Genomic DNA, 24,737 nt, shown 5'->3' on the forward strand with positions numbered 1-24,737 from the left:
AACGCCGCAGCCCTAGCTGAGCCCGAAGTAGCCGGGCAGCGGCAGCAGCATGCTCGCCACCTGCAGCAACAGGATCGCCACCAGCGGTGACAAGTCCAGCCCCGACAGCGGCGGAATGATGTTGCGGATCGGCCGCAGCAACGGCTCGTTGATGCTGTAGAGGATGTTCGCGGCCGGGTTGCTGAGGCCTGGGCCGAACCACGACAGGATCGCGTAGATGATGATGCTGGCCGTGTAGATCGACAGGGCCAAGGCGACGAGCTTCAGCACGGCGAACCACAGCGTGGCGATCAGGCCGATGTTCAGGCTCCACAGCGCCGCAATGATCTGCACATAGATCACCGACAGGATCAGCAGCAGCAACGAGGCGGCCGTGTCGAGCCGCCGGTAGCGCGGCAGCAGATTCACCACGGGCGCCAGCACCGGCTGCGTCACCTTCCACACCAGCTGCGAGATCGGGTTGTAGAAGTCGGCGCGCACCCACTGCAGCACGATCCGCAGCAGCACCGCGCCCATGTACAGGTTGAACAGCGTGCTGATCAGGTAAATCAGGGCATTGGTCGCTTGCGCGCCCATAAACGGTCTCCGTCAGACCACCCGGCAAGGGGGCTGGCTCAATGGGGTGGCGAGGGCGAGGGAGCAGCGAGTTCGTCGCCCAGTTCGCGGCTGCGATGCGCTGCTGCCGCCAGCGCAGCTTGGAACATGGGGCGCAAACCGGCCGATTCCAGATGGCGTAGCGCTGCTTCGGTCGTGCCACCTTTGGAAGTGACCTGTTGGCGCAGCGTGGCGACGTCGGTGGTGCCGGCGTCGACCATCTTGGCGGCGCCGACCAGCGTGCGTGCTGCCAGCTGTGCGGCAACGGCCGGTGCCAGCCCGAGCTGTTCGCCGGCCTCGCGGATCGCTTCGGTCAGCAGGAAGTAGTAAGCCGGCCCCGATCCGCTGACCGCGGTCACCGCGTCCAGATCGGCTTCGGTGTCGACCCAGCAGGTCTGGCCGGCAGCATCGAGGATCGACTGTGCCAGTGCGCGCGCCGTGTCCGGCGTGCCGGCCGGCGCGTACAGGCCGCTGATGCCGCAGCCGTACAGCGCCGGGGTGTTGGGCATGCTGCGTACCAGATGCACCGCGTCACCCAGCGCCGCACGCAGCGTCGCCACACGCACGCCGGCTGCGATCGACAGCACCGTGGTGCCGGCGTCGAGCGTCAACGGCGCAACGGCCGACACCAGCTGCTGCGGCTTGACTGCCAGCACGACCGCATCGGCACCAGAGACGATGGCCGACCCGGCGTCGGCCGTGATCACACCAAACCGCTCGGCCAAGCCGGCCGCACGGGCGCGATCAGGCTCGGCGACGCGCAGCGTGCGTGGATCGGCGCCTGCAGCGATCAAGCCGCCGATCAGGCTCGTGGCCATGTTGCCGCCACCAATGAAAGCAATCGTCGGGGCCGGGTTGGGCGCCATAACTGGGAGGTTCGTGAGGGGCAGGCGAAGGGCCGCTATCATAATGAACGCTAGACCGAACTACGAACCCGCAACGTCAATCGCCCTCGGTACCGTTGCCGGGCAGCGCGGGCCGCCCGCAGACCCCGACGTGACCCCGCCGTGAAAAAGAAAGCCTCCGCTCCTGCCGCCAGCGGCGCTGCAGCCCGATCCCGCTTGCTGAGCCAATACGCCAAGCGCATCGAGCTGGCGGCGATGCGGGTCTACGACGTGGCCTCGATTACGCCGCTCGAGGAGGCGCCCAAGCTCTCCGCCCGGCTGGGCTGCCGCGTGCTGCTCAAGCGCGAGGACACCCAGCCGGTGCACTCGTTCAAGCTGCGCGGCGCTTACAACAAGATCGCGCAGCTCGACGACGCAGCGCGCGCGCGCGGCGTGGTCGCCGCGTCGGCCGGCAATCACGCGCAGGGCGTGGCGCTGGCGGCGCAGCGGCTCGGCATTCCGGCGACGATCGTGATGCCGCGCACCACGCCGGCGATCAAGGTCGATTCGGTGCGCAGCCTCGGCGGTCGCGCCGTGCTGTTCGGCGACGCCTTTGACGATGCGTCGGCCCACGCTCAGGAGCTGGTCGAGCAGCGCGGCATGACGATGGTGCATCCGTACGACGACGCCGACGTGATCGCCGGACAGGGCACGGTGGCGCGCGAGATCCTGCAGCAGCTGGCGCCGCTGCGCGTGCGTCAGCTCGACGCGGTGTTCGTCTGTGTCGGCGGCGGCGGCCTGCTGGCCGGCATTGCCGCCTGGATCAAGCATCACAGCCCGAAAACCCAGGTGATCTGCGTCGAGCCCGAGGATTCCAACTGCATGGGTGCGGCCCTCGCTGCCGGTCGGCGCGTGCGCCTGCAGCAGGTCGGGCTGTTTGCCGACGGCGTGGCCGTGCGTCAGGCCGGCGCCGAGCCGTACCGTGTGGCGCGAGCGCTGGTCGACGCCTGCATCACGGTCAGCGTCGACGAGATCTGTGCCGCGATCCGCGACATGTTCAACGAGAAGCGCGCCGTGCCCGAGCCGGCCGGTGCGCTGGGCGTGGCCGGCGTCAAGCGCTGGGCGCAGATGCACGATGTCACCGGCAAGACGTATTGCGCGATCGTGTCGGGCGCCAACATCAACTTCGATCGCCTGCGCCACGTCGCCGAGCGTGCCGAGTTGGGCGATGACGCCGAAGCCTTGCTTGCGGTGACGATTCCCGAGAAGCCGGGCAGCTTCAAGCGCTTCTTGAAGCAGATCGGCCGTCGTGCGGTCACCGAGTTCAACTACCGCTACAGCTCGCCGAGCGAGGCGCATGTGTTCGTCGGCATCAAGCTCAGCGGTGGCCTGGCCGAACGCGCCGCGCTGATCGATGCGCTGCGCGAACAGGCTTATCCGGTGCTCGACATGTCGGGTAACGAGATGGCCAAGATGCACGTGCGCTTCATGGTCGGCGGTCGCGCGCCCGGCTTGTATGACGAGCATCTGTTCCGATTCGAGTTTCCGGAGCGGCCCGGCGCCTGCCTGGACTTCCTCGACGCAGTCGGCAGCCGCTGGAACATTTCGCTGTTCCACTACCGCAATCATGGTGCAGCATATGGCCGCGTGCTCTGCGGTCTGCAGCTGCCGCGCGGCCAGGTCGGGGAGTGTCGCAAGTCGCTCGACGAACTGGGATATGAATACTGGGAAGAAACCTCGAATCCGGCGTACCAGGTGTTTCTGGGTACGCAGGCCGAGTCTTGATGACAACAGGGAGCATTCGATGCGCTTTCAAAAACCACGTGCTGCTGCTGCCGTTCTGGTGCTGGCCGGTCTGTCGTACTGCGGCAGTGCCGCCGCCGAGACCTTCGGTGACTTTGCTGGCTTCATCGACCTTTATCACCAGCCATGGGCGGAGCTGGAGACCACGGTGACCGTCGACGATGAGTCGGTCGGCGGTAAGGTTGATGGCGACGGCTATGGCATCAAGGGGCTGCTGAAAATCTCGGAGCACATCGCGCTGGACGGCGAATACCAGACGTCCGAGTTCGATGGCAGTGCCGATCGCGACAACTACCGCGTCGGCGGTGGCTATTACTGGCGTTATTTCGGCGTGTCGGCTGACTACATCAACGAGTCGATCGATGACGACAGAGCCGACACGAACGACACCACGGCCGATGGTTACGGCCTGTTCCTGCGGACCAGCTGGTTGGGTATCAAGGGCGTGGCGTTCACCGGTGCGGTCGGCTATCTGCGGCTGGATCGCGGTGGCAACGAGTACGACGGCTTTGAGTACAACGTGGGTCTTGATGTCCGTCTGAACGATTACCTGGGCTTGTTCGCCGACTATCGTTCCAGCGATCTGGGCTACCAGAACGTGGATCTGAAAATCAGCGAAGCGCGCGCCGGCCTTCGGCTGGTGTTCTGATCCGCTTCGCGGGCGTCAGCTGATGACGCCCGCTGGGATCGGGCGTGTCAGCGGCAAGCGATTATCGAGTCGGAGAGCACAGAGTGGGCTATTGGTTGATGAAGTCGGAGCCGGATGAGTTCGGCATCGAGGATCTGATCCGGTCAGACAAGCAGACAACGACCTGGTCCGGCGTTCGCAACTTTCAGGCGCGCAATTTCATGCGCGACGACATGAAGCTGGGCGACCTCGCTTTCTTCTACCACTCGAGCTGCCCAGCCCCCGGGGTCGTGGGCACGATGAAAGTCGTAAAGGCCGCCTACCCGGATCCGACTCAATTCGATCCGGCAAGCGACTACTTCGACCCCAAGTCGAAACCCGACAATCCGACATGGGTTGCCGTTGATCTGCAGTTCGTCAAGCAGTTTCCATTGGTCAGCCTGGAGGCGCTGCGCAAGGAGCCCAAGCTGGCCGAGATGCGCTTGCTTCAAAAAGGCAACCGCCTGTCGGTGCTGCCGGTCAACGCGGCCGAATGGAAGCGAATCATGTCGATGGTGGAAGGCTGATTCCCCGCATCACGGCTGATGAGCGGCTTGCGCTGCGTCCAATCCGTCGCGGCTTCTTGCGTGTCGAAGCTCACCAGCGGCGCAAGGCGGTCTGCTGACAGTCGCCGCGATCAGTCGATCGTACCCACTGTGATGACGCTGCCTTCCAAGTCGGGCGTGACGGTGATCTGGCAGCCGAGTCGATGGCCTTGTGCTGGGCTGTAGCCGATGAAGGCCAGCAAGTCAGCTTCGGCCTCATCGTGCAGCGGCAAGCGTTGCTGCAGAGCCTGCGTCAGCACGACATGGCAGGTGCCACAAGCGCAGCTTCCGCCACAGTCTCCATCGATGCCGCGAATCAGGTGATTCTTCGCCACGGACATCAAGGTGTCGCCAGCGGTTGCAGTGACTTGATGCGACACGCCTTCAATGTCGATGTAGCAAAACCGGATGGAGCTTGCGTCCCCATTGGACATGATCGGTGAATCCTTGCGTTGAGGGTGGTCAAAGCGTCGGAGCGCGACGGGGTCGCGCTCCGACGTGAGAGGCTAGGCGCTGGGGGCGGCGACGCCCATCATCTCCGCCATCTTTTGGTGATCGATTTCGAGCACGTTGCCGCCGGCCTTCTCGAAGCGGCGCCACGCGATCTGAATCGGGTTCTGCTCGGTGGTTACGATCGGATGCTGATGCGGATGATAGTTGCCGCGCAGCACGGGCAATGCATTCCATGCAAAGCGTGCCAGCATGATCCAGCAGAACGCGACGCTGGCCATGCCGTAGAACGGATTGCGCCACCAGCCTTCACGCCAGCTCATATGGACGAATGCGCGATGGGTTTCGCCTGCGATGTGCATCAATGCGGCGATGACCATGCGCCGGCGATACCAGGTGTGTTTTCCGAACAGCGCCTGGTAGACCTCGAATGCGGCCGCACCGTGCTCGACTTCTTCAACCTGGTGCCAGATCCACATCGCTTTGACGACCGGATCGGCGTCGGCAAACCACTTGTCATGGTTCTGCAGCACCAAGGCGCCCGCCAGAAACGTAAACGTCTCGTAGCCAGCAGTGAAGCCGACCAACTCCTTGAGTGTGTCGGTCTGTGCTCGCTGACCGAAGTACGCTTTGGCTTCGGCCTCGTAACGCGCCAGTTTCGGATAGCGCTTGACCAGCGCCTGATTGAACTCCATGAAGTTCTTCGCGTGATGCGCTTCCTGGCCGATGATGGCGCCGACGTCCCGCAGTAGCCGCGGATCGTCGAGGTGGGTCTTGGCCTTGGAAAGAGCACGAATCAGATAGCGCTCGAAGTAGGGGACATGGAGCCCCAGAGCGTTGATGAACATCGAGAACCAGGGCGAGGTGCGACTCCAGACCAGGTTCTCCGGATCGACTTTCTTGACATCAAAAACCAGTGGACGTACCGGGAATCCGTCCATTGGGTGGTCAGTCTGCGTTGTCATGTCGGTTCTCCTCTGCGCACGATTACGTCAGCAGAGTGTCACTCAAGTGCCCGATCCAGACCCCGATCGTTCGATCTGGATCGTCGCGGGTCGCGCATCGTCGCGATTACCGCGACGCGACGCTCAGCCGTACCGGTGACGCGGGCAACCCGGATTGGCTACTTGAGCATCGTCAGCTCGCGCGCCCGCGCGACGGCAGCGGTCCGGCTGCCGACACCGATCTTCGAGTAGATGTTGTGCAGGTGCCACTTCACCGTTGACTCGGAGATCAGGAGTGCATCGGCCAGTTGCTTGTTGGCCAGCCCCGCTTCGACCAGTCGCAGCAACTCGATCTCTCGATCGGTCAGTGTCTCGGTCGGCTTCGCATCGTGAAGCGCCGCGCCCGTCGCGGCGATTGCCAGGCTCTGATCCTCGGTCGATAACGTGGTGAGCAGCGTGCTTTCCAGTGCGCGCTTGACGCGCAGGTCGCCGCCCAGCGGGGCATCACCGCGCCGCTCTACGATGGCCTTGAGTATCGGAATCAAGCCCGGTCCGGCATGCGCGATGGGATAGGCGTGCTGCTCCAGCGCGGCCGAGGAGAGGGCTTTGTCGAGTTCACGAATCGCATCGCTGGGTCGCTGGTCAGCCCACATTGCATGTGCCCGAACCGCTCGAAGCGTCAGCGCGAAGCTGACGCTACCCGTCGACGGCTGCTGTTGCAGCAGCATGGTGATCAAGCGCAGCGCCAACGCAGCGTCGCCGTTGGCCAGCGCGAGTCGCGCGCGCAGCAGCTTCAGGGCGTCATGTTCGCCACGGAATGTCGTGGCCTGTTTCAGCGTCCGATCTTCGAGCAGTTGCGTGCGCGCCACCGATTCCATCGCGCCGGTGATGTCGCCGGCGTTGAGGCGCAAGGTGACTTCTTCGATCGCCAGATTCAGATACAGCCGCGGCTGGCCCATGCTCAGCGCCGTGTCTTGTCCGTCCATCAGGATCCGGCGGGCGTGGTCGGGCTCGCCTCTCAGGGCGGATAAACGGGCATCGATGCGGTAGGCCAGAAACAGCGGATACAAGGGACCAAATGTCGCCGTGAACGAGCGGCCTAAGCCCATGAACTCAGCAGCGCGATCCAGATCGCAGCGTTGCAGCGCGACCTCGGCACTCAGCAATGCGGCCATCGCCGACGAATAGCCCCTGCTGGATTCCGCAGTATGAGCACAGTCCACCGCGCGGCCAGAATGCTCGAACGCGCTGCGGACATGCCCCATCTCAAGGGCTGCCACGCCTTGCAGAAAGATCGCCCATACGGTCGGATACGGTACGCCAGCCCGATGACCTGCCCGGTAGGCCTCCGATGCGGTACGCGCGGACAGCTCGAACTCTTGACGAGCAAAGTAGCCGTAGCTGAGCGTGTTGCAGATCGACGATGTGAGAAACGGCCTGTCGTCCCCTAGCTCTTTTCGAAGGGCGATGCCCAGTTCGATCGCGTTATCGATCTCGTCGTTGGCGCCGCTGGCCATCACTTGAATGACGCGGGCGACGAACGATTGCTCCGTGACCGCCTGCTGCGGCAGGTTCCAGCCGTCTTGGCTGCGCAACTGCTGTAGAACACGGTCGGCAATGGCTGTCGCGCGGTCGCTGTCGCGCGAGAACGCGCGCGCCCAGGCGTGCGCCAGCGCCAGTTCCGGCGTCCGCAAGTGATACCGCTCCGGCAGTCGCCGCATCCACTCGAGTACCGTGTAGTGATCGCCTTGCCGCATCGTCAGCGTCGCGGCATGGGTGGCGATCAGGTCGCAGGCTCTGTCGTAATGCTGGCCGTCCAGTGCGTACTGGATCGCTTCAGTCGTCAGCCCCTGCGCTTCACACCAGGTCGAGGCGCGTTCGAAGACCCGGCTCAGCAACGTCGGGTCTGTCGCGGTGACCTGATCCTGAAGGAACGACGAAAACAGGTGGTGATATCGATACCACCCGCCTTCCCGATCCAAGGCGATCACAAACAGATTGGCACGCGACAAGTGCTCGATCATCGCCGCACCGTTTGGATGCCCTGACACGGCCGCAGCCAATCCGGCTGACATGCGGGTCAGCGGTGCCGTGGCGAGCAGGAATTGACGGACGGCCTCGGGCTGGCTGCGCAGCACCACTTCCATCAAGTAGGTCGACAGATCGCGATCCCGGCCGGAAAACTTCTCGATGAGCTGACTCGTCTGGCACGCATGCTTTCGCAGTGCGAGCCCGGCCAACTGCAAGCCGGTGGGCCATCCCTCGGTCGTTTCCAGCAGCAGCGCCAGATCCTTCTGCCCCAGATCGACGCCATGCGACAGCTTCAAAAAGTCGTAGGCCTGTTGCGCAGAGAAGCTCAGGTCTTCCTGTTGCACGTCGATCAATCGATTACGAAGCCGGAATCGCGATAGATCGAGCGGGATGCGTTGCCGGCTGGCAATGACGACGCGTAGCGTGGGCGGCGCGGAGGCCAGCAGCTTGTTCAGGAAGAACAGAATGACGTCGTTCTGAATGTGCTGGAAATCATCCAGAAACAGAACCGCATCCCGCGGCAGGTTGGATACATGCGCCAGCAGGCGCCGGAAAAGTGGCTCGATGTCGCGAAACGGTGTACGACCTTGCAGCATCAGATCATCGAACTTCGCGCCCGGATCCAGACGGATCAGCGCTGCCACCAAGTAGGTGGCGAAGTTGGAGGGCGTGTCGTCATCCGGGTCGAGGTTGATCCAGCCCAGACCGGTTCCACTCGTGGCGAGTGACTGATGAATCTCCGCCAGCAGCGTGGACTTTCCCGAGCCGGCGGCGGCAACCACGGTCAGGATGCTGCCCTGGGTACGCACGAACGCGTCGAACAAGGCGCGCCGTGTGATCAGCCTGCCGTCGCACTCTGGTGCGCTCAGCTTGGTCGTGATGATGCTGTGTGAGGAAGTCTTGGCGACCAAGGTGGTGACCTTCGAGCTGTTGGGGGTCGACGCGGCCGCGTGTAAAAGTTGCCGCGCATACTACCCGTCCGTTGGGCAGGTGCCCCGATCGAACGATCGGGGCCTTCGCTCGACGGTGCTCCTAACCTATGGCGCATTCAACTCAAGCCATCAAGGACTTAGCCCGTGCACAGAGTCGAAGCGAATCGCATGACGAAGAACGGCCTCGCCGCGATCTTCATCGCCCTGGTCGGTGGATTTGCCCTGACGTACTCGATGACCAAGGGGATTTCGCTGTGGCCTCTGTCGATCTTCATCGACTGGATTCCGCCTGGCACCCCGCAAGGGTGGCGAATCTTCCATCTGGGCATGCTGACCAACGGCATCATGGCCATCGCGCTCGGAGGCGCCATGAACCGGCTGTCGATGACGCCCCGCAAAGCCGCGATCGCCTGCTGGGGTGTGATCATCGCCGTGTGGGGCAACTTCATGTTCTATGTGTTCGGCATGTTCGCTCCGAACCACGGTCTGTCGTACGCCGGCAATGCGCTGGGAGAGGGCAATCTGGCCGGCGCGCTCGCGTTTCTGCCGGCCGTGTTCGGCGCGATCACGCTGATGGTCGCGGTCGCCTTGATGTTCGGCGCCAAAGCCGAGCGCTGACGCCTGATTTGCGATGCGCATGAAATCCGCAGCGCACGCGCTGCTGGGATGAAGCTCAAGTAAAGCGCTGCAGTCCGTGCTCGGTACAGACGGCGTGCAGCGGGATGTCCCAGCGATCGACGCTCACGCGATCGCAGCGCTGCAGCGCGTAGGCATAGCCGAGGCGCCACGGTCGACGCTGCGCAGCGCTGCCGGCCAGCAGCCGGTCGTAATACCCGCCGCCGGTGCCGAGGCGGTTGCCCGCGCCGTCAAAGCCGGTCAAGGGCATGACGATCGCATCGAGTTGGGTTCGCCGCGCATGGACGCTGCCGCAGGGTTCGATGATGCCGTAGCGATTGCGTTGCAGCGCGGTATCGGCATGCAACTCGATCAAGCGCATCTGCTTGCCGACCAGACGTGGCAAATAGACATGCAGCCCATCGTCAAGCAGCGCGTCGATCAGCGGAGCGGTCGACAATTCGGATCGATACGCCAGATACAGCGCGACATGGCGGCAGCCACGCAAGCGCAGCGCACGCAGTGCGTGCCGTGCGCAGTGCCGGGCAGCGTGGTGACGATATCGGGATGGCAGCGCGGCGCGTTGCGCCTGCAACTGGCGGCGGAGCAGCTGCTTGCTGTCCGCCGCTGACGGAATGGGAGCGGTGTCTCCCGCCTGCGCCGTCATTCGCTCGGTACCTTGAGACGAGGTCTCAAGTGGGTGCCGCAATCCGTTCTTCGGGCTTCCCGCCGATAACGCGGGCCTGCACGCCCAAACAGAATTGGCTCCCGGGGTTTTGCAATTAGGCTCAAGGGGATTAGAGCGATTGTCGAACGCCGCAGGAGACACCGGCGCCATGATAACACCGCGCTGCGCTGTCGCCCGACCAGAATGCGATGCGTTGTTGCCGCTGGTCGCGCCGCAGTGACCGTCGCGGCGCGCCGTCACTCCAATGCAAGCGTCGAGTCGATGTCCAGGCGCATCTGGCGCACGCGCGCCAGCGCGGCGTCATCGGGTTGTGCCACCGAGTCGGAGCCTTTCAATTCCAGCAGCTCACGCGCGATATTCAGCGCCGCCATCACGGCGATGCGCTCGGCGCCGAGCGCCTTGCCGCGCTTGCGGATCGCGGTCATCCGCTCGTTCAGATAATCGGCGGAAGCCACGAGTGCTTCATGTTCTTCGGCCGGACACATCACCGTGTACTCGCGGCCCATGATCCGCACCGTGACGCTGCGTGCTTCGCTCTTGCCGTCGCTGTCGAAGGAGACTTTGTCGTTCACGGATCTTGCTCGGTTTCCAGCAGCCGGACGCGCTCGACGATGCCCTCGATGCGCCGCCGCAGCTCGTTGTTCAGGGCCACCATCCGGTCACGTTCCTGCTGGGCGCGACGCGCTTCAAGACGCGCCTGCCGGTAGGCGGCAGCGAGTCGCTGTATGCGCTGTTCGAGTTGCTCGAGTTCGGCTTCCAGCATGGTGCGGCGCGGCAGAGGTGTGGCCTGAGTATAGCCGCGGCGCTCAAATAAAAGCCGCTCTCCCGGCGAGCGGAAGAGCGGCCGTGTTGAACGCAGCCGATCGCAGCAGCGATCGGCTGGCGATGATCAGCGGATGATCAGGAACAAGGCGCCTGCACCGCGCTGGATGTGCAGCAGCAGTTCACCGGCCTTGGGGCCGGCCAAGCGCTGGAACTGCTCGACCGAGGCCAACGGCTGGCGGTTCACGCTGAGGATGATGTCGTCGGGGCGCAGGCCGGCGCGGGCGGCCGGTGATCCGGGCGCGACTTCGCGGACCTGGATGCCGCCAGTGCGCAGTCGCTTGGCCGTGGCCTCGTCGACCGCGGCGAACACCGCGCCAGCCAGCGCCGGATGCAGATCGCCGCTGCCATCCTTGCCGCCAGTCACGGTCGCTTCTTCCGCCTTGCCGATCACCACCGACACCGTGCGCGGCTTGCCGTTGCGCAGGATGTCGAGATCGACCTTCTCGCCGACGCGCATCAGGCCGACGATGTTGCGCAGCTGCGCAAAGCTCGAAATCTCGCGGCCGTTGACCTTGAGCACGATGTCCTCGCTCTTCAAGCCGGCTTTCTCGGCGGGCGAGCCCGGCATGATCTGGTTGATGACGGCGCCGCGCGTGCTGCTCAAGCCGAATGCCTTGGCCAGCGCCGGATCGAGATCCTGGCCGCCGACGCCGATACGGCCGCGTTCGACCGACCCGTACTGCACCAGCTGGTTCATCACCAGCTTGGCGAGGTTGGTCGGGATCGCGAAGCCGATGCCGATGTTGCCGCCGCTGCGCGACAGAATCTGGCTCGGGATGCCGACCAGTTCGCCGCGCAGGTTGACCAGTGCGCCACCCGAGTTGCCGGGGTTGATCGATGCGTCGGTCTGGATGAAGTCCTGATAGCCGGTGCCCATGCCAGAGCGACCCAGGCCGCTGACGATGCCCGAGGTCACCGTCGTGCGCAGGCCGAACGGCGAGCCGATGGCGACGACGAAGTCGCCGACTTCGATCTTGTCCGAATCGGCGACGACCAGCGCCTTGAGGTTGTCGGCCTTGATCTGCAGCAGGGCAATGTCGGTGTCGGGGTCTTTGCCGATCAGCTTGGCGTCAAACTCACGGTCATCGACCAGGCGCACTTTGATCGTCTCGGCCTGATCGACGACGTGGTTGTTGGTCAGGATGTAGCCCTTGACCGCGTCGACGATCACGCCCGAGCCGACGGCCTGCGATTCACGCTCCTGCGGCTCGTCGGGGATTTCGAAGAAGCGACGGAAGAACGGGTCCTGCAGCAACGGATTCTGGACTTCTGATTTGGCCGTCACGGCGATGTTGACCACCGCGGGTGTCGCTTGCTTGAGCATCGGCGCCAGCGACGGCATGCCCTGCTGCAGCGGTAGCGTGCCTTGGACCTGAGCCTGAGCCGGAAGGGCCGTCCCGAATGACAATGCCAGCAGACTCAGCGGGGCAAGATGCTTGAACAGAGGTCGGATCATCGAATCGGTCTCAGTAGCGCAAAGGGAGGCGGTGCAAACGCTGCGTCCAGGGACCGTAAGCCGTCACGCGAGTTCGATGCGTGGCGGCGTCGGCGGCTAGTTCAGGCGAATGCGCGGATTCAGGCTGTAACGGCCGGTCAGGCTGGCGCTGGCCAAGATGTGCGGCTTGATCGCCGCGATCACGTCGGCGGCGGTGAAAGCGCCATCAACACTGCAACGTTCGATGTCCAGCGCGAACACTTCAAACCGATAGTGGTGCGTGACACTGTCGTTCCAAGGGGGGCAGGGGCCGTCGTAGCCGAAATAGGTGCCGCCCATGTCCGCGTCGCCAGCAAACCAGCCGGTGTAGTCGTTGATGCCCTGGCGCGAACCGTCCGGACCGGCCGGTTGCTGCTTGCCGCGAGCGACGATGCCGCTGGAGCAGGCCCCTTCGTCGATCGACGTGACACTGGCCGGGATATCGATCATCGCCCAGTGCGTGAATGTGGTGCGCGGCAGCTTCAGCGGGACTTCGCGATCGTCTTTATTGACGTCATCGGGCTTGGTCGGCACGTCCGGGTCGATGCACAGCAGCGCAAAACTCCGGGTGCCGGCCGGCGCGCCGCTCCAGCTCAGTTCCGGGTTGAGATTGTCCGACAGCTTGATATGGCCTTTGGGCGCCTTGACGGCAAATGCGCAGCGGCCCGGGATCACGCCGCCGTCGTTGAAGGATTTGCTGGTCAATTTCATGCGGATCGTCCTGAGGGTCGTATAGAGCCGAGGCGGTTCGAAACAGAAGCCGGCCATTGCCGGCGTGATCCCGTCATTATGTGACAGCGTCGCCGGCACCGGCCAGCGCACGCCATGCGGAGCTAGAACAGATAGCGAAGGCCGACCTGGGCGAAATCGCGGTCACGCAGCAGGTTGTGGCTGCCGCCACCGAAAAAGCTGGTGTAGCCGATCGCAGCATTCCAGGCCTGGGAGAAGCGGATCGTCGTGCTGACGATCACGATCTTTCGACCTTCGACGAAGTTTTCGCCCGGGCCCGGCGACACGCCCGACACGTCATGCGACCACACGATGGTGGGTTCCACGCCAACACCGGGCACGACATTTTCGTAGCGCAGGATGCTGACCACACGATAGCCCCAGGAGAAGTCGGTGACGAAGCCATCCTTCTGCTGAGTCGGGTTGAAGCGAATGCCGGACGGGCCGATCACGGCCGAGTTCGACTGCGAAGAGCCATCCGCACCGGTGCCGTCAGTGCCGGCGCTGGCGTGAGTGAAGGTGCCGGGGCCTTCGATTTGGAGTCGGTCGGTCGACGGCAGATCGAAAATCTGTGACGCGCCGAGTTCACCAATCAGCAGGATCTGGTCGGCTGCGAGCCAGTTGTTGGGGCCGATCACGTTGGTGATGCCGAGGTTGTAGTTGGCCGTGCGGAACTCTTCCCAGCCACGGATGTACTGCCCCGGCAGATAGGCCAGTGGGTCCTGGCCACGATAGGCCGATACGAAATCAGGAATGCCGTAGCGTGCACCCGGCAACTGCGCGATCGTGCCGACGCCGCCGAGTGCCGGCGGCAGGCCGGGAATGTCGCCGGCGAAACCGAAGTCGTAGCTATCGCCCTGAGCGCCGGTGCCGTTGCCGCGTGGGAAGATGTTCTGCAGCGCGGCGAATGCCAGGTCGGTATCGTCGACCTGCAGCGGCTGGTTGGGACGGTAGGCGATCTCGCCCTGCAGTGAAATGTCGCCGAATGCCGTGTTGAAGCTGAAACCGTAGAGGTCGATGTTTTCCGGGTACTCGAGCCGCGCCTTGGCGGTATCGAGCACAAAGGCGCTGCCGTTGGTGCCGATGCGCTGGTCGCGTACCGGCGGGGCAATGGCGCCAGGCAAGGCGTTGGTGATGAACAGCGTCGAGTCGAGCCCGGGACAGGCCTGCATCACTCCGAGCGTGTCCTGCACGGTCTTGTCCGAGCCCATCGCGGCCGGCTGCAACGCGTCCGGCCCGGACAGGCAGCCGTACTCACCCTCATAGAAGCTCAGGTAGGGCAACCGGCTGTGATAGCGCCCAGCATACAGCGCCAGTTCGGTGCCGCTGTTGAGCCACTCTGCGTAGTACTTCAGCGTGACGCCGAACTGTCCGCTGCTTTTGGCTTCGTTCTCGGGCAGCAGTTCGACCGTGCCCGATGTGTCCGTGATCGCCGACAGCATCAGCTGGTCGGCCAAGCCGAGGCGATCCGGGTCTTCGGCCGCTTTGCCGAAATCGACGAACACGTAGTCGCGCTGGTTGTCGGAGCCGACATCGACCGTCGACAGATACGAGCCGGCCGGCGGGATCAGCGCCGGGCGCCAGTTGTACTGGTAGAACGCCTCGATGCTGACGTCCGGCACGATCGTCGTCGACACCATGAACGCCGGCGTGGGCTCCAGCACTTCGGACAGTTCCAGAAACGCCGGGCGGTACAGCGCGTTGACGTTGGGCGTGGAGAACGAGTTGAGGCTGCCCACGACCAGCAGCGTGCTTTCGCCCCAGTTGATGTTCTGGTTGCCCAGCTTCAGCGTCAGGTCGCGCTCCTCGCCCAGCGGAACAACCGTCGAGATATACGCATCGAGCAGCCGGGCTCCGATGCCGATCTGCCGCTCGGTGGACCCGTTGCGGACACGCGTCGTCGGTTCACCGATGCCGCGGCGGATCTGCCCCGGTCCGCTGGTGCTGTTGACGGTCTGCGTGTTCGGGCTGAAGTCGCGGCGGTCGTGGTTCTCGGCGTCGTAAAAGCCGTAGGCCCGTACGAACAGGTCGAAGCCGCGGTAATGCGCGGTGATGTCCATCGCCAGCTTGCCGACAGCCTGCGTCAGATCACCACGGTCGTAGTTGACGTTGCCGTCGTCGTGGTTGTTAGAGAACTGGCCGGGCGCATCGACGGCGACCTGGTTGGCGGCCGAACCTTCACCGATCGCGCTGTTGAGCCCCAGCGCCTGATGGCCGGCGTTGGCGTAGTCCAAGTGACCTTGGCATGAGGTACCGGCGCCATTGGCCGCCACCGGGCAAAAGTTGGGATTGACCTTGTTTTTGGCGATTAGGTCGTTGGCGCGGTTTTCGACGCGCCACTGTGCGCCGACGCTAATGTTGGTGTTGATGACACCATTGAGTGACTCGCCGCCGAGGCCAAAGTCGAAGCTCGTGGCCTGGGCCGTTAGCGGCGCTGTCGCCGCAAGGCCGAGCAACCACAGCGAGCGGGGTCGGAAACGCAACGCCATGAGAACAACCGGCGCACTGTGGCGCCGGCCAGGTTGGGGCTCGACCATCGGGATCTCCAGCTACGCGCGTTCTAGTTCTAGGGAATGACGCAGCACCACGGGCGCTGCCGGGCCTCTCCGCGCCCGATAATCGCTTCAGGTTATCAACGATCGCGAACGTCAGGAAGCCACACGGTGACGTCGGCGACGGCCTGTCGAACGGATCAGAACTCGTTGATCAGCGCGTTGCGACCCGCACGACGAAGGCCGGTCGCCCAGTGGCCGAGGCTATCCCCGATGCGTTCGCTGAGTGCCTTCCGACGCCGGAATCGAAGCTCGTAGACGTCAGCATCGCGAATGCGGCTCAGAAGGTAATCGTCCGAAGTGCTGATGCCATCGACCAGCTTCAGAGCCAAAGCCTGCGTCCCGAACCAATGTTCGCCGGTCGCCACCCGGGTCAGATCCAAAACGGGGCGGTTTTCGGCGACGAACGCTTTGAACAGGGCGTGCGTCTGCTCCATCTCTTCGCGGAACTTGGCGCGGCCGGCTTCGGTGTTTTCGCCCAGCATCGTCAACGTGCGCTTATGTTCCCCGGCCGTATGCAGCTCAATGTCGACGTCGTGCTTGCGAAGCAAGCGATTGAAGTTGGGTATCTGGGCGACGACGCCGATTGACCCCACGATGGCGAAAGGCGCCGCCAGCACCCGATCGGCGACGCAGGCCATCATGTAGCCGCCGCTGGCGGCGACCTTGTCGACGGCCACCGTCAGCTTGAGCCGACGCTGGCGCAAGCGCACCAGCTGGGACGCGGCCAGGCCATAGGAGTGAACCAGCCCTCCGGCGCTTTCGAGGCGCAACAGCACTTCGTCGCTGTCGCGGGCGATCTGCAGCAGCGCGCTGATTTCCTCGCGCAGGCTTGCAACCGCTGACGCTTGCAGGTCACCGCAGAAGTCGAGCACGAACAAGCGGGGTCTGACCGTTGCCGCCGGCTGCTTGGCGCGCTTGCGGGCCTGCTTTTGCGACTTCTTGCGATCTGCCTGATGGCGCTTCAGTTCGGCCGCATCGAGCAATTCCGCGTTGAGGGAGTCGGCCAGTTCGCGCAGACGCTCGTTGACGTCCCGTATCTGCAACTGGCCCGCCGGAGACTTTTGTTTCGTGGACCGCAGGATGGTGACCAGTCCGCCGATGGTCAGCAGGATCAGCACGGAAAACGTGATGCATTTGGCCAAAAAGAGCCCGTATTGGGCGAAATACTGCATCGAACGATGCTCCTGGAAGTTCGCTGACTCGGCCAGGACGGCCAAGCATCGGTAAGATTATGCCGGCGAGCGACTCCATTCAGGCCGATGAACTGGGTGGGTACATCCCTTGCTTCATGTAATCCTGCATCGTCTATAATAGTGAACGTGTTGCCTACGCAATCGGATAAAAGCTGTATCTGCGCCTCGACTGAAGGGAGTTGTCTAATGAAAACTATTGTTCGAGCCGGCCTTGCTGCAGGCCTGCTTTCCGTGATTTCTGTGGGCCATGCACAGGATGACTCCTCGGCGTGGACGACGGAAATGCGCCCCTACATTTCGGAGATGTATAGCTACACCTTCGAAAACAATGACAGTCAGGGCGTTGAAGCCGGCCATGGCGGCCTGCTCAGCGTCGGTAAGGCGCTGTCCGAGCACTGGGGCCTGGAACTGGGTGGCTTCTATAACGAGTTCCCGCACGACGACAGCGTCGGCGCCCGCGCCCAGCGCGAGTACGGCGGCAAGCTGGACGCGCTGTACTTCTACAGCCGCAACCGCAAGTTCTCGCCTTACTTTGCTGCTGCCGTCGGCGGCACCTACGCCAAGCTGCGCGGCACCAGCACGAACGACAGCGCGCCGCTGGTCGATGCGGGTCTGGGTTTCATGAAGTTCTTCTCGCTGTGGGGTGCCGACCTGGGCTTCCGCGCCGACCTGCGTTACCGCTACACGTTCTTTGATGACAACGCGCTCGGCGGCCAGATCGACGGCCCGCTCGGCGAAGTCGTCGCCAAGGTCGGCCTCGTGATTCCGCTGGGCTCGCGCCCGGTGGTTGCCGATGTCGTCGCGCCGCCTTCGGCCTGCGCCGACAGCGATGGTGACGGCGTCTGCGATACGGCTGACCTCTGCCCGGGCACCACCGGCGGCACCGCGGTCGACGCCAAGGGCTGCCCGAAGCAGGCTCCGGCCGCCGCTTCGAAGAAGTTCGAAGACGTGCACTTCGCGTTCGACAAGTCGGACATCGCGCCGGCCGAAGCCGTCAAGCTCGACAGCGCCGCTACGGCCATCGACGGTCTGACGAAGACCTACCCGGGCCTGAAGGTTGACGTCTCCGGCCACACCGACTGGGTGGGCACCGACGGCTACAACCAGGGTCTGTCCGAGCGTCGCGCCAACAGCGTGAAGAGCTACCTGGTCCGCAAGGGTGTCTCGGCTAGCCGCATCAACACGTTTGCCTTTGGCGAGTCCAAGCCGATCGCGACGAACGAAACGGCCGAAGGTCGCGCCATGAACCGTCGCGCCGAAGTCCAGACGCACGAGTAAGCAACACTCGACCGCAAGGTCGTCAAAAGCCCGCCGGTTCTGAACCGGCGGGTTTTTTTTTGGCGGCTGGACGGTAGCCGATGTGCGCCGAATACACTTGAGCGCGATCCGGTACGGCCGCTAGGCTGCAGCGGAGAGCACGACATTCCTACGGAAGCAGTTCAAAGGCATGCGCCGATTCCATCGAACCTTGTTTGCCCGCGATATGCGCGGTTGTTCGTCGTCCGCGGGCGAACCCTGGTCATCGATGGGGGGCGTGCTGATGCTGATCGTCGGCGCAATCGGCAGCACAGCAGCGGCTGATGCCAGCGATGCGTTAGCCGGCGAATCGAATCGTTGCTTGTATGCGCCGGAGTTTGCTGCGATCGACCGTGTCGGTTGCGTCCGCGACACCGATGCCGATAACGACGGGGTCCGGGACGATGTCGACAGCTGCCCGTACTCACCGGCCGGTGCGCAGATTGATGCCAGCGGCTGCGCCGTCGATGACGACTACGACGGCGTCGCCAATGGACTCGATGCTTGTCCGGCATCGGAGTTGGGTGCGGTCGTCAACGGGCTCGGTTGCGCGCCGCGCCAGGTCGCGCGAACGCCACTGAGGAAGCCGCTGGTCTCGAAGGCTCCGCAGACCGTGGCCACGACCGTCGTCGCGACGGCACCTTCAGTCGTTACGCCCGCTTTGACGATGCCAGCCGTGCCGATGCCGGTGCCAACACCCACACCGACGCCTACTCCTGCTCCTACTCCTACTCCGGTGCCGTCACCCACTGCAGCGACGCCCGCTGCGGCCGTTGTCACCGACGCGGCTCCGTTGATCAAACCACGTGTGGCGGATGTCCGTGAGACGCAAACGACGTCACCGGTGCCGGCTTCTTTGCCGGTGATCTCGGTCAATCCGTCGGCCTTGCTGAGCCTTGCGTTTGCCGCGCAGAGCAACCTGGTATCGGCGCCGTCGATGGCCAAGCTGCGATCGGCCGTGCCGTCGATGAAGCAGGCGCTACGCCAGCGCGGTGCGGTGTTGGTCGTCGAAGGGTATGCCGACGCCGATAGCGATGGCAGTCGCGCCAGCACGGTGGCGCGATCCCGCGCCAATCAGCTGCGGCGCTTGCTGATCAGCGAGGGAATCGACTCGAGCCGCATCCAGAGTGTCGGCCATGCAGCGACCGACAACGGCATCGATCAGCGGCGTGCCGAAGTGATCGTCGAAGTCGATTGAGTAGCCGACGGCCGGCGACTATGCCGGCCGGTCAAGCAGCGTTTCGTGCTGCATCTGTGCTTGTGCCTGACGCGCCCGCGCAACGCGGGCCGCGCTGTCGTCGGCGCTTTCGGCTGCCGGCAACCAGCCGGACAAGTGTCGCGACACCAGTTGTCCCAAGGCATCGATGTGGGCCGGGTCGGCATTCAGCGCTGGAATGTAGCGGAAGGCTTGGCCTCCAGCCTCAAGAAAGTCTTCGCGATAGCGCAGCGCAACTTCTTCAAGCGTCTCCAGGCAGTCGGCGGCAAAGCCGGGGCAAATGACGTCCATCGTCTTGACGCCGCTGCGTGCCAGTTGAGGAATGACGAGGTCGGTATACGGCTGCAGCCAAGGCTGTCGGCCGAGCCGACTCTGGAAGCTGACCGACCAGCTGCCTGCCGGCAGTTCCAGCGCTTCGGCCAGCAGACGCGCCGTTTTCTGGCAGAAGCAGAAGTAGGGGTCGCCTTTGGTGAAATACTGGCGCGGGATTGAATGGAACGACATCAGCAGATGGTCACCACGGCCGTGCGTGGCCCAGTGCGTTCGAATGCTTTGCGCCAGTGCGCCAATCAGCGCGGGTTCGTCGTGATAGCTGTTGATCGTCCGCACTTCGGGCATCCAGCGCCGCTTCAGCAGCACGCGGAACACCGCGTCGAGCGCCGCGCCGCCGCTGCTCGCCGAGTACTGCGGATACAGCGGCAGCACGACGAAGCGACGCACGTTCTGCGCTTCCAGTTCGGCGATCGCGCTGTCGACATCCGGCTTGCCGTAGGTCATGCCCAGCGCCACTGGAACATCGTGGCCGAGCTTTTGCGCCAGCCAGGCATGCAGCCCATCGCGTTGCTGCACCGAGTGATGCATCAGCGGTGAACCCAGCGGACCCGGCTGCATCCAGATGCTGCCGTAGCTGTGAGCGAGTTTGCGCGGCCGGAACGGCAGGATGAACGCGTACAGGATCGTCAGCCACAGCGGCCGCGGCAACTCGACCACACGACGGTCGGACAGGAACGGTTTCAGATAGCGCCGGATCGCCGATGGCGTCGGTGCTTCAGGGGTGCCGAGATTGAGTAGCAACACGCCGGTTTTGACGGGCGCGCGGTGAGGCAGGTCGATCGAGGTCGAGTCGGACATCGCAGGGGCAGGGCTCAGCAGAGGTTACGGCTTCAGGGCGATCGCACCGGCGCGCAGCCGGCGGAAGTAGCCATGATACGTGGCCATCGCTTTGCTGCCGAGCAGCAGCAACAACGGCAGGTTGATCGCATACATCAAGCCCATGCCGACGGTACTGATCGTGTCGAGCTGCGCCGATGTGGTGATGAAACCGAAACAGGCCGCCGCTGCCGCCACGCACCACAACCAGCGGAACGGCTGCACGGCGCGCTCACCGAACAGATAGATCACGCCCTGCTCACCGTAGTAGCCATAGCTGATGATGCACGACAGGCCGAACACCCAGACCGCGATCGTGATCAGCCAGCGGCCGAGGCCGTCGTGGACGCTGTCGAAGCCCTTGGCGACCAAGGTTGATCCGCGGTAGTCGGCGAACACGCCGGCCTCGACCGCGCGCGGCGCCATCGTGGCCTTCAGCGGCTGCCATGCCAGGCGGCTGACGCCGTCCCGCGTTTCGTAGTTGCCGTACAAGCGCTGCCGCGTGCCATTGGTGTCGACGACGATGAAGACCGGCGTGCCCGCTGTGTTGGCCGGCAACTGGCTTGCGCGGATCGCCAACTGATCGGGCTGCAGCGCCGGCGTCCAATGCCCGGCCGGTGATTCGATCATCGCCGGTGGTTCGGCCCAGTCCGCCGCTGCGGGGCGGTTCCAAACACCGGTGATCAGCACCACCAGCGCGGTCACCGTGCAGACGAAAATCGTGTCGATGAATGGCTCCAGCCCGGCGACCACGCCTTCGGTCGCAGGCTCCGGCGTCTTGACGGCAGCGTGCGCGATCGGCGCCGTGCCCAGTCCCGACTCACTGGAAAACAGCGCGCGCTTCATGCCCCACATGAATGCACTGCCGAGCGTGCCGCCAGTGAATGCGCCCGCCGCTTCGGTCTTGGAGAATGCGCCGGCGAAGATCATCCGGAAGCATTCCGGCAGTGCTTCGGCATGCGTGAAAATCACGTACAAGCCGCACAGCACGTAGACGCCGCACTTGAACGGCACCAGCGTCTTGGTCACGTTGCCGATGCGCTTGATGCCGCCGAGAATCACCGCGCCGGCACAAACGGCGAGCACCACACCGGTGATCCAGGTCGGCACGCCGAAGTATTCGCGCGTGGTGTCGGCGACGCTCCAGGTCTGGAACATGTTGCCGCCGGTGAACGCGAAGATCATCAGCGCCACGGCGAACAGGCCGCCAACGATGCGACCGATCGGCTTGAGCCGCGGCGACAGCGTCGGCAGGCCGTTGGCGGCGATGTACATCGCGCCGCCATGCGGGTTCTCGGCGTCGCGCGTGTCGCGATACAGCAGCGACAGCGTCACTTCGGTGGTCTTCAGCGACATGCCGACCAAGCCGACCACCCACATCCAGAACACCGCGCCGGGACCGCCGAAATCAACGGCGATGGCCATGCCCGCAATCGCGCCGAGGCCCACCGTGCCCGACATCGCCGCCGTCAACGCCTGGAAGTGCGTCAGTGCGCCGGGCCCGTGCGAGGTGTCGATGCCCTTGCCGGCGACCAGCGCCACGCCGTGGGTCAGCGAACGGTATTGCGAGAAGCCGCTCCAGAGCGTGAAGAGCAGGCCGATGCCGAGCAGCGCCAGCAGCACCGGCACGCTGAGCAGCACCGCATTGATCTGATCCAGCAGCGCGAAGAACGTCTCCACGTCAGCCTGCGGCAGCAGCAGCGCGACCGATGCGGCTATGCGAGTAGCCGTAGGCGAAGTACAGCACCAATCCGAGCGCCATCCAGCTGCCGAATGCGATCCAGGTATGCGGGCCGAGCAGGTACATCAGGTAGCTGCACGACAGCACGCCGAGCGCCGGAATCAGCGGCGAGGCCGGCGTGCGGAACGGACGCGGCAGATCGGGCCGCGTGATGCGCAGCACGATCACGCCGGCACAGACCACGACAAATGCGCCGAGCGTGCCGATGTTGGCGATCTCGGCCAAGCGCCCCAGAGGAACAAAGCCGGAGAACACCAGCATGACCGCACCCGAGGCCAGGATCGAACCCAGCGGTGTGCCGGTGCGGGGATGGACGTAGGCGAAGAACGGCGGCAGCAGGCCGTCGCGGGCGATCGCGAACAGCACGCGCGTCAGCCCGAAGTACATCACCAGCATCACCGTGGTCAGGCCGGCGACGGCGCCAACCGAGATCAGTTTGGCCGCCGTGGTCGCGCCGATCTGCAGCAGAGCATGGGTAACCGGCGAGGCGACGTTGAGCTCGGTGTACGACACCACGCCGGTCAGCAGCACCGACACCAGGATGTACAAACCGGTGCAGGCAAACAGTGATCCGAGAATGCCGATCGGTAGATCGCGCTGCGGGTTACGCGTTTCTTCGGCTGCGGTGGAGACGGCGTCGAAACCCAGGTAGGCGAAGAAGATCGTCGATGCGCCCTTGAAGATGCCGTTGACGCCGAAATGCGACTGGCCATCGGCATCGATGACCTGCTCCGGAATGAACGGATGCCAGTTGGCCGGCACCACATGCGGAATCGCAACAAAGATGAAGATGAAGATCGCTGTGACCTTGACCGCCACCATGATCGCGTTGAACAGGCTGCTGACCTTGGCGCCGAGGGCCAGCAGGATGCCCAGCGCCAGCACCACGCTGAAAGCGGGCAGGTTGATCAAGCCCGGCGTTTTCGGATCCAGCGGGGTATGCGTCAACTCAGCCGGCAAGCCGAAGCCGGACGCCGTCAGGAAGTCGGAGGCGTAGCCCGACCAGCCGGCGGACACGGCCGGAATCGCGACCATGTATTCGCACAACAGCATCCAGCCGATGATCCAGGCCGGGAACTCGCCCAGCGCCGCGTAGCCGTAGCCGTAGGCACTGCCGCTGCCACCGATGGCCGATGCCAGCTCGGCGTAAGCCAGCGCGGCGCAGGCACAAGCGAAGCCCGCGACCAAGAACGACAGGATCACCGCCGGCCCGGCTTGCGTCGCGGCCGTGATGCCGCTGAGCACGAAGATGCCGGCGCCGATGATCGCGCCGATGCCGAGCAAGGTCAGATCGGTGGCGCTGAGCACCCGTTTGAGCCCTGACTCGGACGGGCCGTCGACGTTGATGGCCTTAGTGCGCAGCAGCGCGGCGGACAGACGCATGGATTCTCCTTGTAATTCTGATGGACCGATCGAGCGACGTCGGCTTTCGCCCGGATGGTGGCAGAAAGTATGACGCTGCGTGCAGCACCGGCGCCTGAGCATGTTTCCGCTTCGATCGTGCCCCGGCAGTGGTCTTCGGCCCATGAAAAAGGCCAGAGGCGGAACTCCGCCGCTGGCCCTTGCGCCGACCGTTCACGGTCGACGTGGCTTGGCTGTGCTGTTGACGCGATTTACGGCGTCGCCGCGGCTACGAACCGGCCGCGGACGCACAGTTCGTGCGCGTACAGAGCGTCGCCGACATTGGCCGACAGCACGTTGGGACGCAGGCTCAACGACGCCGAGTCAAAGCGCTTGGCCGCCTTGATGCCGACGAACAAGCGGTCAGCGCCGGCCACGTTCAAGCCCAGCAGGTCGAGCGACGATTGGGTCGTGACCAGTTCTTCCTGCTGCACGCCGGCCAGGAAAGTGCGCACCGTCAGCGAGTTGACCAGCGAGGCATCGACGACGCCCGGCGGGAAGCGCACGGCGAACACCGCGAAGTTGCCCGGCTGGATCTCGGTGTTGGCGTTGACGATCAAGTCGACCGAATTCAGCACCGCCAGCAGACCCAGCGTCAGCGAATAGGTCGAAAACGTGGCGAGGTTGTTGTCGATCACCGCGTCCTTCTCGGACACGCTGTTGAGCAACTGCGTCACCGTATCGCCGCCGACCAGATTCAGCAGGTTGGTCAGCGGGCCGCCGACCAGACCGCCGCTGCCGACTTCGGTCGTGGCGTTCGGGGTCACGGCCTGAATGCCGCCTTCGCAGATGAAGCTGCCGGCGATGGCGGTGCCGTTGTCGGTGACTTGGGTCGGCGCCATTCCATCGTTCGGGAACAGCGTCGTGTTGCCGTTGTTGTCCAGTCCGTCGGACAGTTCGCCATCGCCCTGGGCCTCGCAGCCGGCCATCAGCAGTGAGGCCAGCAGGGAGGCGACCAACGTGAGTCGGGTCTTGTGAAGCATCATCGGTGATTCCCTCTATATAAGGCGTCGGCGCCGTCGGCGCCGACTTGATCGCAAAAAGCGGGGCACCGAGCGGCGCCCC

General features: G+C 64.2%; 22 protein-coding genes and 1 other RNA gene. 6 read left to right on the forward strand and 17 right to left on the reverse strand.

Translation table 11 applies throughout. The annotated features are described in order from the left end of the window. Positions 1-12: 12 nt before the first annotated feature. Both BUB09_RS14880 and proC read right to left on the reverse strand, forming a co-directional pair. The gene (locus BUB09_RS14880; protein WP_072898809.1) at positions 13-576 is read right to left on the reverse strand and encodes a YggT family protein; all 564 of its coding nucleotides are present in this window, start codon (positions 574-576) and stop codon (positions 13-15) included. Between the two features lie 38 nt (positions 577-614). Next, positions 615-1,502, reverse strand: a complete 888-nt coding sequence (gene proC, locus BUB09_RS14885; RefSeq protein WP_366486505.1) for a pyrroline-5-carboxylate reductase — start codon at positions 1,500-1,502, stop codon at positions 615-617. Between the two features lie 153 nt (positions 1,503-1,655). Between proC and ilvA the strand changes: the two genes are divergently transcribed. The 3 genes from ilvA (at position 1,656) to BUB09_RS14900 (ending at position 4,415) form a co-directional block, all read left to right on the forward strand. Continuing rightward, positions 1,656-3,203, forward strand: a complete 1,548-nt coding sequence (ilvA, locus tag BUB09_RS14890) for a threonine ammonia-lyase, biosynthetic (protein ID WP_072898813.1) — start codon at positions 1,656-1,658, stop codon at positions 3,201-3,203. 19 nt (positions 3,204-3,222) lie between these two features. Beyond that, on the forward strand, positions 3,223-3,870 hold the full coding sequence (locus BUB09_RS14895) for a putative outer membrane beta-barrel protein (protein WP_072898815.1): 648 nt from the start codon (positions 3,223-3,225) through the stop codon (positions 3,868-3,870). A gap of 83 nt (positions 3,871-3,953) precedes the next feature. After that, positions 3,954-4,415, forward strand: a complete 462-nt coding sequence (locus BUB09_RS14900) for an EVE domain-containing protein (protein ID WP_072898817.1) — start codon at positions 3,954-3,956, stop codon at positions 4,413-4,415. Positions 4,416-4,525: 110 nt separating this feature from the next. Here BUB09_RS14900 and BUB09_RS14905 read toward each other — a convergent pair whose 3' ends face one another. From BUB09_RS14905 to BUB09_RS14915, 3 genes are all read right to left on the reverse strand, one after another. Next, a complete protein-coding gene (locus tag BUB09_RS14905; RefSeq protein WP_072898819.1) occupies positions 4,526-4,867 on the reverse strand; it encodes a 2Fe-2S iron-sulfur cluster-binding protein in 342 nt (113 codons plus the stop codon). Positions 4,868-4,939: 72 nt separating this feature from the next. Continuing rightward, positions 4,940-5,848 carry a metal-dependent hydrolase gene (locus BUB09_RS14910; protein WP_084083478.1) on the reverse strand — a complete coding sequence of 303 codons (909 nt, stop codon included), beginning with the start codon at positions 5,846-5,848 and terminating at the stop codon, positions 4,940-4,942. Between the two features lie 158 nt (positions 5,849-6,006). Then, complete coding sequence (locus BUB09_RS14915) at positions 6,007-8,769, reverse strand: winged helix-turn-helix domain-containing protein (protein WP_072898823.1); 2,763 nt, start codon at positions 8,767-8,769, stop codon at positions 6,007-6,009. Between the two features lie 189 nt (positions 8,770-8,958). Between BUB09_RS14915 and BUB09_RS14920 the strand changes: the two genes are divergently transcribed. After that, entirely contained in the window at positions 8,959-9,408 is a 450-nt protein-coding gene (locus BUB09_RS14920) for a styrene oxide isomerase (protein ID WP_072898825.1), read from the forward strand. A 55-nt stretch (positions 9,409-9,463) separates the two neighbouring features. Here the strand turns inward: BUB09_RS14920 and BUB09_RS14925 are convergent, their stop codons facing one another. The 8 genes from BUB09_RS14925 to sohB form a co-directional block, all read right to left on the reverse strand. Beyond that, positions 9,464-10,042, reverse strand: a complete 579-nt coding sequence (locus BUB09_RS14925) for a 5-formyltetrahydrofolate cyclo-ligase (protein ID WP_084083488.1) — start codon at positions 10,040-10,042, stop codon at positions 9,464-9,466. Between the two features lie 7 nt (positions 10,043-10,049). Next, positions 10,050-10,233: non-coding RNA, 6S RNA (gene ssrS, locus BUB09_RS14930), on the reverse strand. Positions 10,234-10,329: 96 nt separating this feature from the next. Continuing rightward, positions 10,330-10,665 carry a cell division protein ZapA gene (locus BUB09_RS14935; RefSeq protein ID WP_084083479.1) on the reverse strand — a complete coding sequence of 112 codons (336 nt, stop codon included), beginning with the start codon at positions 10,663-10,665 and terminating at the stop codon, positions 10,330-10,332. Further along, the gene (locus tag BUB09_RS14940) at positions 10,662-10,856 is read right to left on the reverse strand and encodes a hypothetical protein (protein ID WP_072898826.1); all 195 of its coding nucleotides are present in this window, start codon (positions 10,854-10,856) and stop codon (positions 10,662-10,664) included. Before BUB09_RS14940 ends, BUB09_RS14935 begins: the two co-directional genes overlap by 4 nt. A 126-nt stretch (positions 10,857-10,982) precedes the next feature. After that, positions 10,983-12,374, reverse strand: coding sequence for a DegQ family serine endoprotease (locus tag BUB09_RS14945; RefSeq protein WP_072898828.1), 1,392 nt, complete (start codon positions 12,372-12,374; stop codon positions 10,983-10,985). Positions 12,375-12,470: 96 nt separating this feature from the next. After that, complete coding sequence (locus BUB09_RS14950) at positions 12,471-13,103, reverse strand: YbhB/YbcL family Raf kinase inhibitor-like protein (RefSeq protein ID WP_072898950.1); 633 nt, start codon at positions 13,101-13,103, stop codon at positions 12,471-12,473. Between the two features lie 122 nt (positions 13,104-13,225). Next, positions 13,226-15,610, reverse strand: a complete 2,385-nt coding sequence (locus BUB09_RS14955) for a DUF1302 domain-containing protein (RefSeq protein WP_072898830.1) — start codon at positions 15,608-15,610, stop codon at positions 13,226-13,228. Positions 15,611-15,813: 203 nt separating this feature from the next. Next, complete coding sequence (sohB, locus tag BUB09_RS14960; protein ID WP_072898952.1) at positions 15,814-16,848, reverse strand: protease SohB; 1,035 nt, start codon at positions 16,846-16,848, stop codon at positions 15,814-15,816. A gap of 303 nt (positions 16,849-17,151) precedes the next feature. Between sohB and BUB09_RS17350 the strand changes: the two genes are divergently transcribed. Continuing rightward, positions 17,152-18,147, forward strand: a complete 996-nt coding sequence (locus BUB09_RS17350) for an OmpA family protein (RefSeq protein ID WP_217650314.1) — start codon at positions 17,152-17,154, stop codon at positions 18,145-18,147. Positions 18,148-18,409: 262 nt separating this feature from the next. Beyond that, the gene (locus BUB09_RS14970; RefSeq protein ID WP_072898834.1) at positions 18,410-19,363 is read left to right on the forward strand and encodes an OmpA family protein; all 954 of its coding nucleotides are present in this window, start codon (positions 18,410-18,412) and stop codon (positions 19,361-19,363) included. Between the two features lie 18 nt (positions 19,364-19,381). Here BUB09_RS14970 and hemH read toward each other — a convergent pair whose 3' ends face one another. The 4 genes from hemH to BUB09_RS14990 all read right to left on the reverse strand — a co-directional run bounded on the left by hemH (position 19,382) and on the right by BUB09_RS14990 (position 24,658). Then, positions 19,382-20,512, reverse strand: a complete 1,131-nt coding sequence (gene hemH, locus BUB09_RS14975) for a ferrochelatase (RefSeq protein WP_072898837.1) — start codon at positions 20,510-20,512, stop codon at positions 19,382-19,384. Positions 20,513-20,536: 24 nt separating this feature from the next. Further along, complete coding sequence (locus tag BUB09_RS14980) at positions 20,537-22,210, reverse strand: alanine/glycine:cation symporter family protein (protein WP_072898839.1); 1,674 nt, start codon at positions 22,208-22,210, stop codon at positions 20,537-20,539. A 1-nt stretch (position 22,211) separates the two neighbouring features. Further along, on the reverse strand, positions 22,212-23,654 hold the full coding sequence (locus tag BUB09_RS14985) for an amino acid permease (protein ID WP_072898841.1): 1,443 nt from the start codon (positions 23,652-23,654) through the stop codon (positions 22,212-22,214). Positions 23,655-23,884: 230 nt separating this feature from the next. Beyond that, a complete protein-coding gene (locus BUB09_RS14990; protein WP_072898843.1) occupies positions 23,885-24,658 on the reverse strand; it encodes a hypothetical protein in 774 nt (257 codons plus the stop codon). Positions 24,659-24,737: the final 79 nt, after the last annotated feature.

It is taken from the genome of Hydrocarboniphaga daqingensis (genome assembly GCF_900129825.1).
Classification (GTDB): domain Bacteria; phylum Pseudomonadota; class Gammaproteobacteria; order Nevskiales; family Nevskiaceae; genus Hydrocarboniphaga; species Hydrocarboniphaga daqingensis.

Excerpts from the sequence above, each read along its gene's own strand:
- BUB09_RS14920 (WP_072898825.1), top strand. The coding sequence starts at position 8,959 with ATGACGAAGAACGGCCTCGCCGCGATCTTCATCGCCCTGGTCGGTGGA.
- BUB09_RS14990 (WP_072898843.1), bottom strand. The coding sequence starts at position 24,658 with ATGATGCTTCACAAGACCCGACTCACGTTGGTCGCCTCCCTGCTGGCC.
- BUB09_RS14905 (WP_072898819.1), bottom strand. The coding sequence starts at position 4,867 with ATGTCCAATGGGGACGCAAGCTCCATCCGGTTTTGCTACATCGACATT.
- BUB09_RS17350 (WP_217650314.1), top strand. The coding sequence starts at position 17,152 with ATGCGCCCCTACATTTCGGAGATGTATAGCTACACCTTCGAAAACAAT.
- hemH (WP_072898837.1), bottom strand. The coding sequence starts at position 20,512 with ATGTCCGACTCGACCTCGATCGACCTGCCTCACCGCGCGCCCGTCAAA.
- BUB09_RS14950 (WP_072898950.1), bottom strand. The coding sequence starts at position 13,103 with ATGAAATTGACCAGCAAATCCTTCAACGACGGCGGCGTGATCCCGGGC.
- BUB09_RS14940 (WP_072898826.1), bottom strand. The coding sequence starts at position 10,856 with ATGCTGGAAGCCGAACTCGAGCAACTCGAACAGCGCATACAGCGACTC.
- BUB09_RS14955 (WP_072898830.1), bottom strand. The coding sequence starts at position 15,610 with ATGGCGTTGCGTTTCCGACCCCGCTCGCTGTGGTTGCTCGGCCTTGCG.
- BUB09_RS14985 (WP_072898841.1), bottom strand. The coding sequence starts at position 23,654 with ATGCGTCTGTCCGCCGCGCTGCTGCGCACTAAGGCCATCAACGTCGAC.
- BUB09_RS14970 (WP_072898834.1), top strand. The coding sequence starts at position 18,410 with ATGCTGATCGTCGGCGCAATCGGCAGCACAGCAGCGGCTGATGCCAGC.
- BUB09_RS14910 (WP_084083478.1), bottom strand. The coding sequence starts at position 5,848 with ATGACAACGCAGACTGACCACCCAATGGACGGATTCCCGGTACGTCCA.
- sohB (WP_072898952.1), bottom strand. The coding sequence starts at position 16,848 with ATGCAGTATTTCGCCCAATACGGGCTCTTTTTGGCCAAATGCATCACG.
- BUB09_RS14945 (WP_072898828.1), bottom strand. The coding sequence starts at position 12,374 with ATGATCCGACCTCTGTTCAAGCATCTTGCCCCGCTGAGTCTGCTGGCA.
- BUB09_RS14880 (WP_072898809.1), bottom strand. The coding sequence starts at position 576 with ATGGGCGCGCAAGCGACCAATGCCCTGATTTACCTGATCAGCACGCTG.
- BUB09_RS14895 (WP_072898815.1), top strand. The coding sequence starts at position 3,223 with ATGCGCTTTCAAAAACCACGTGCTGCTGCTGCCGTTCTGGTGCTGGCC.
- proC (WP_366486505.1), bottom strand. The coding sequence starts at position 1,502 with ATGATAGCGGCCCTTCGCCTGCCCCTCACGAACCTCCCAGTTATGGCG.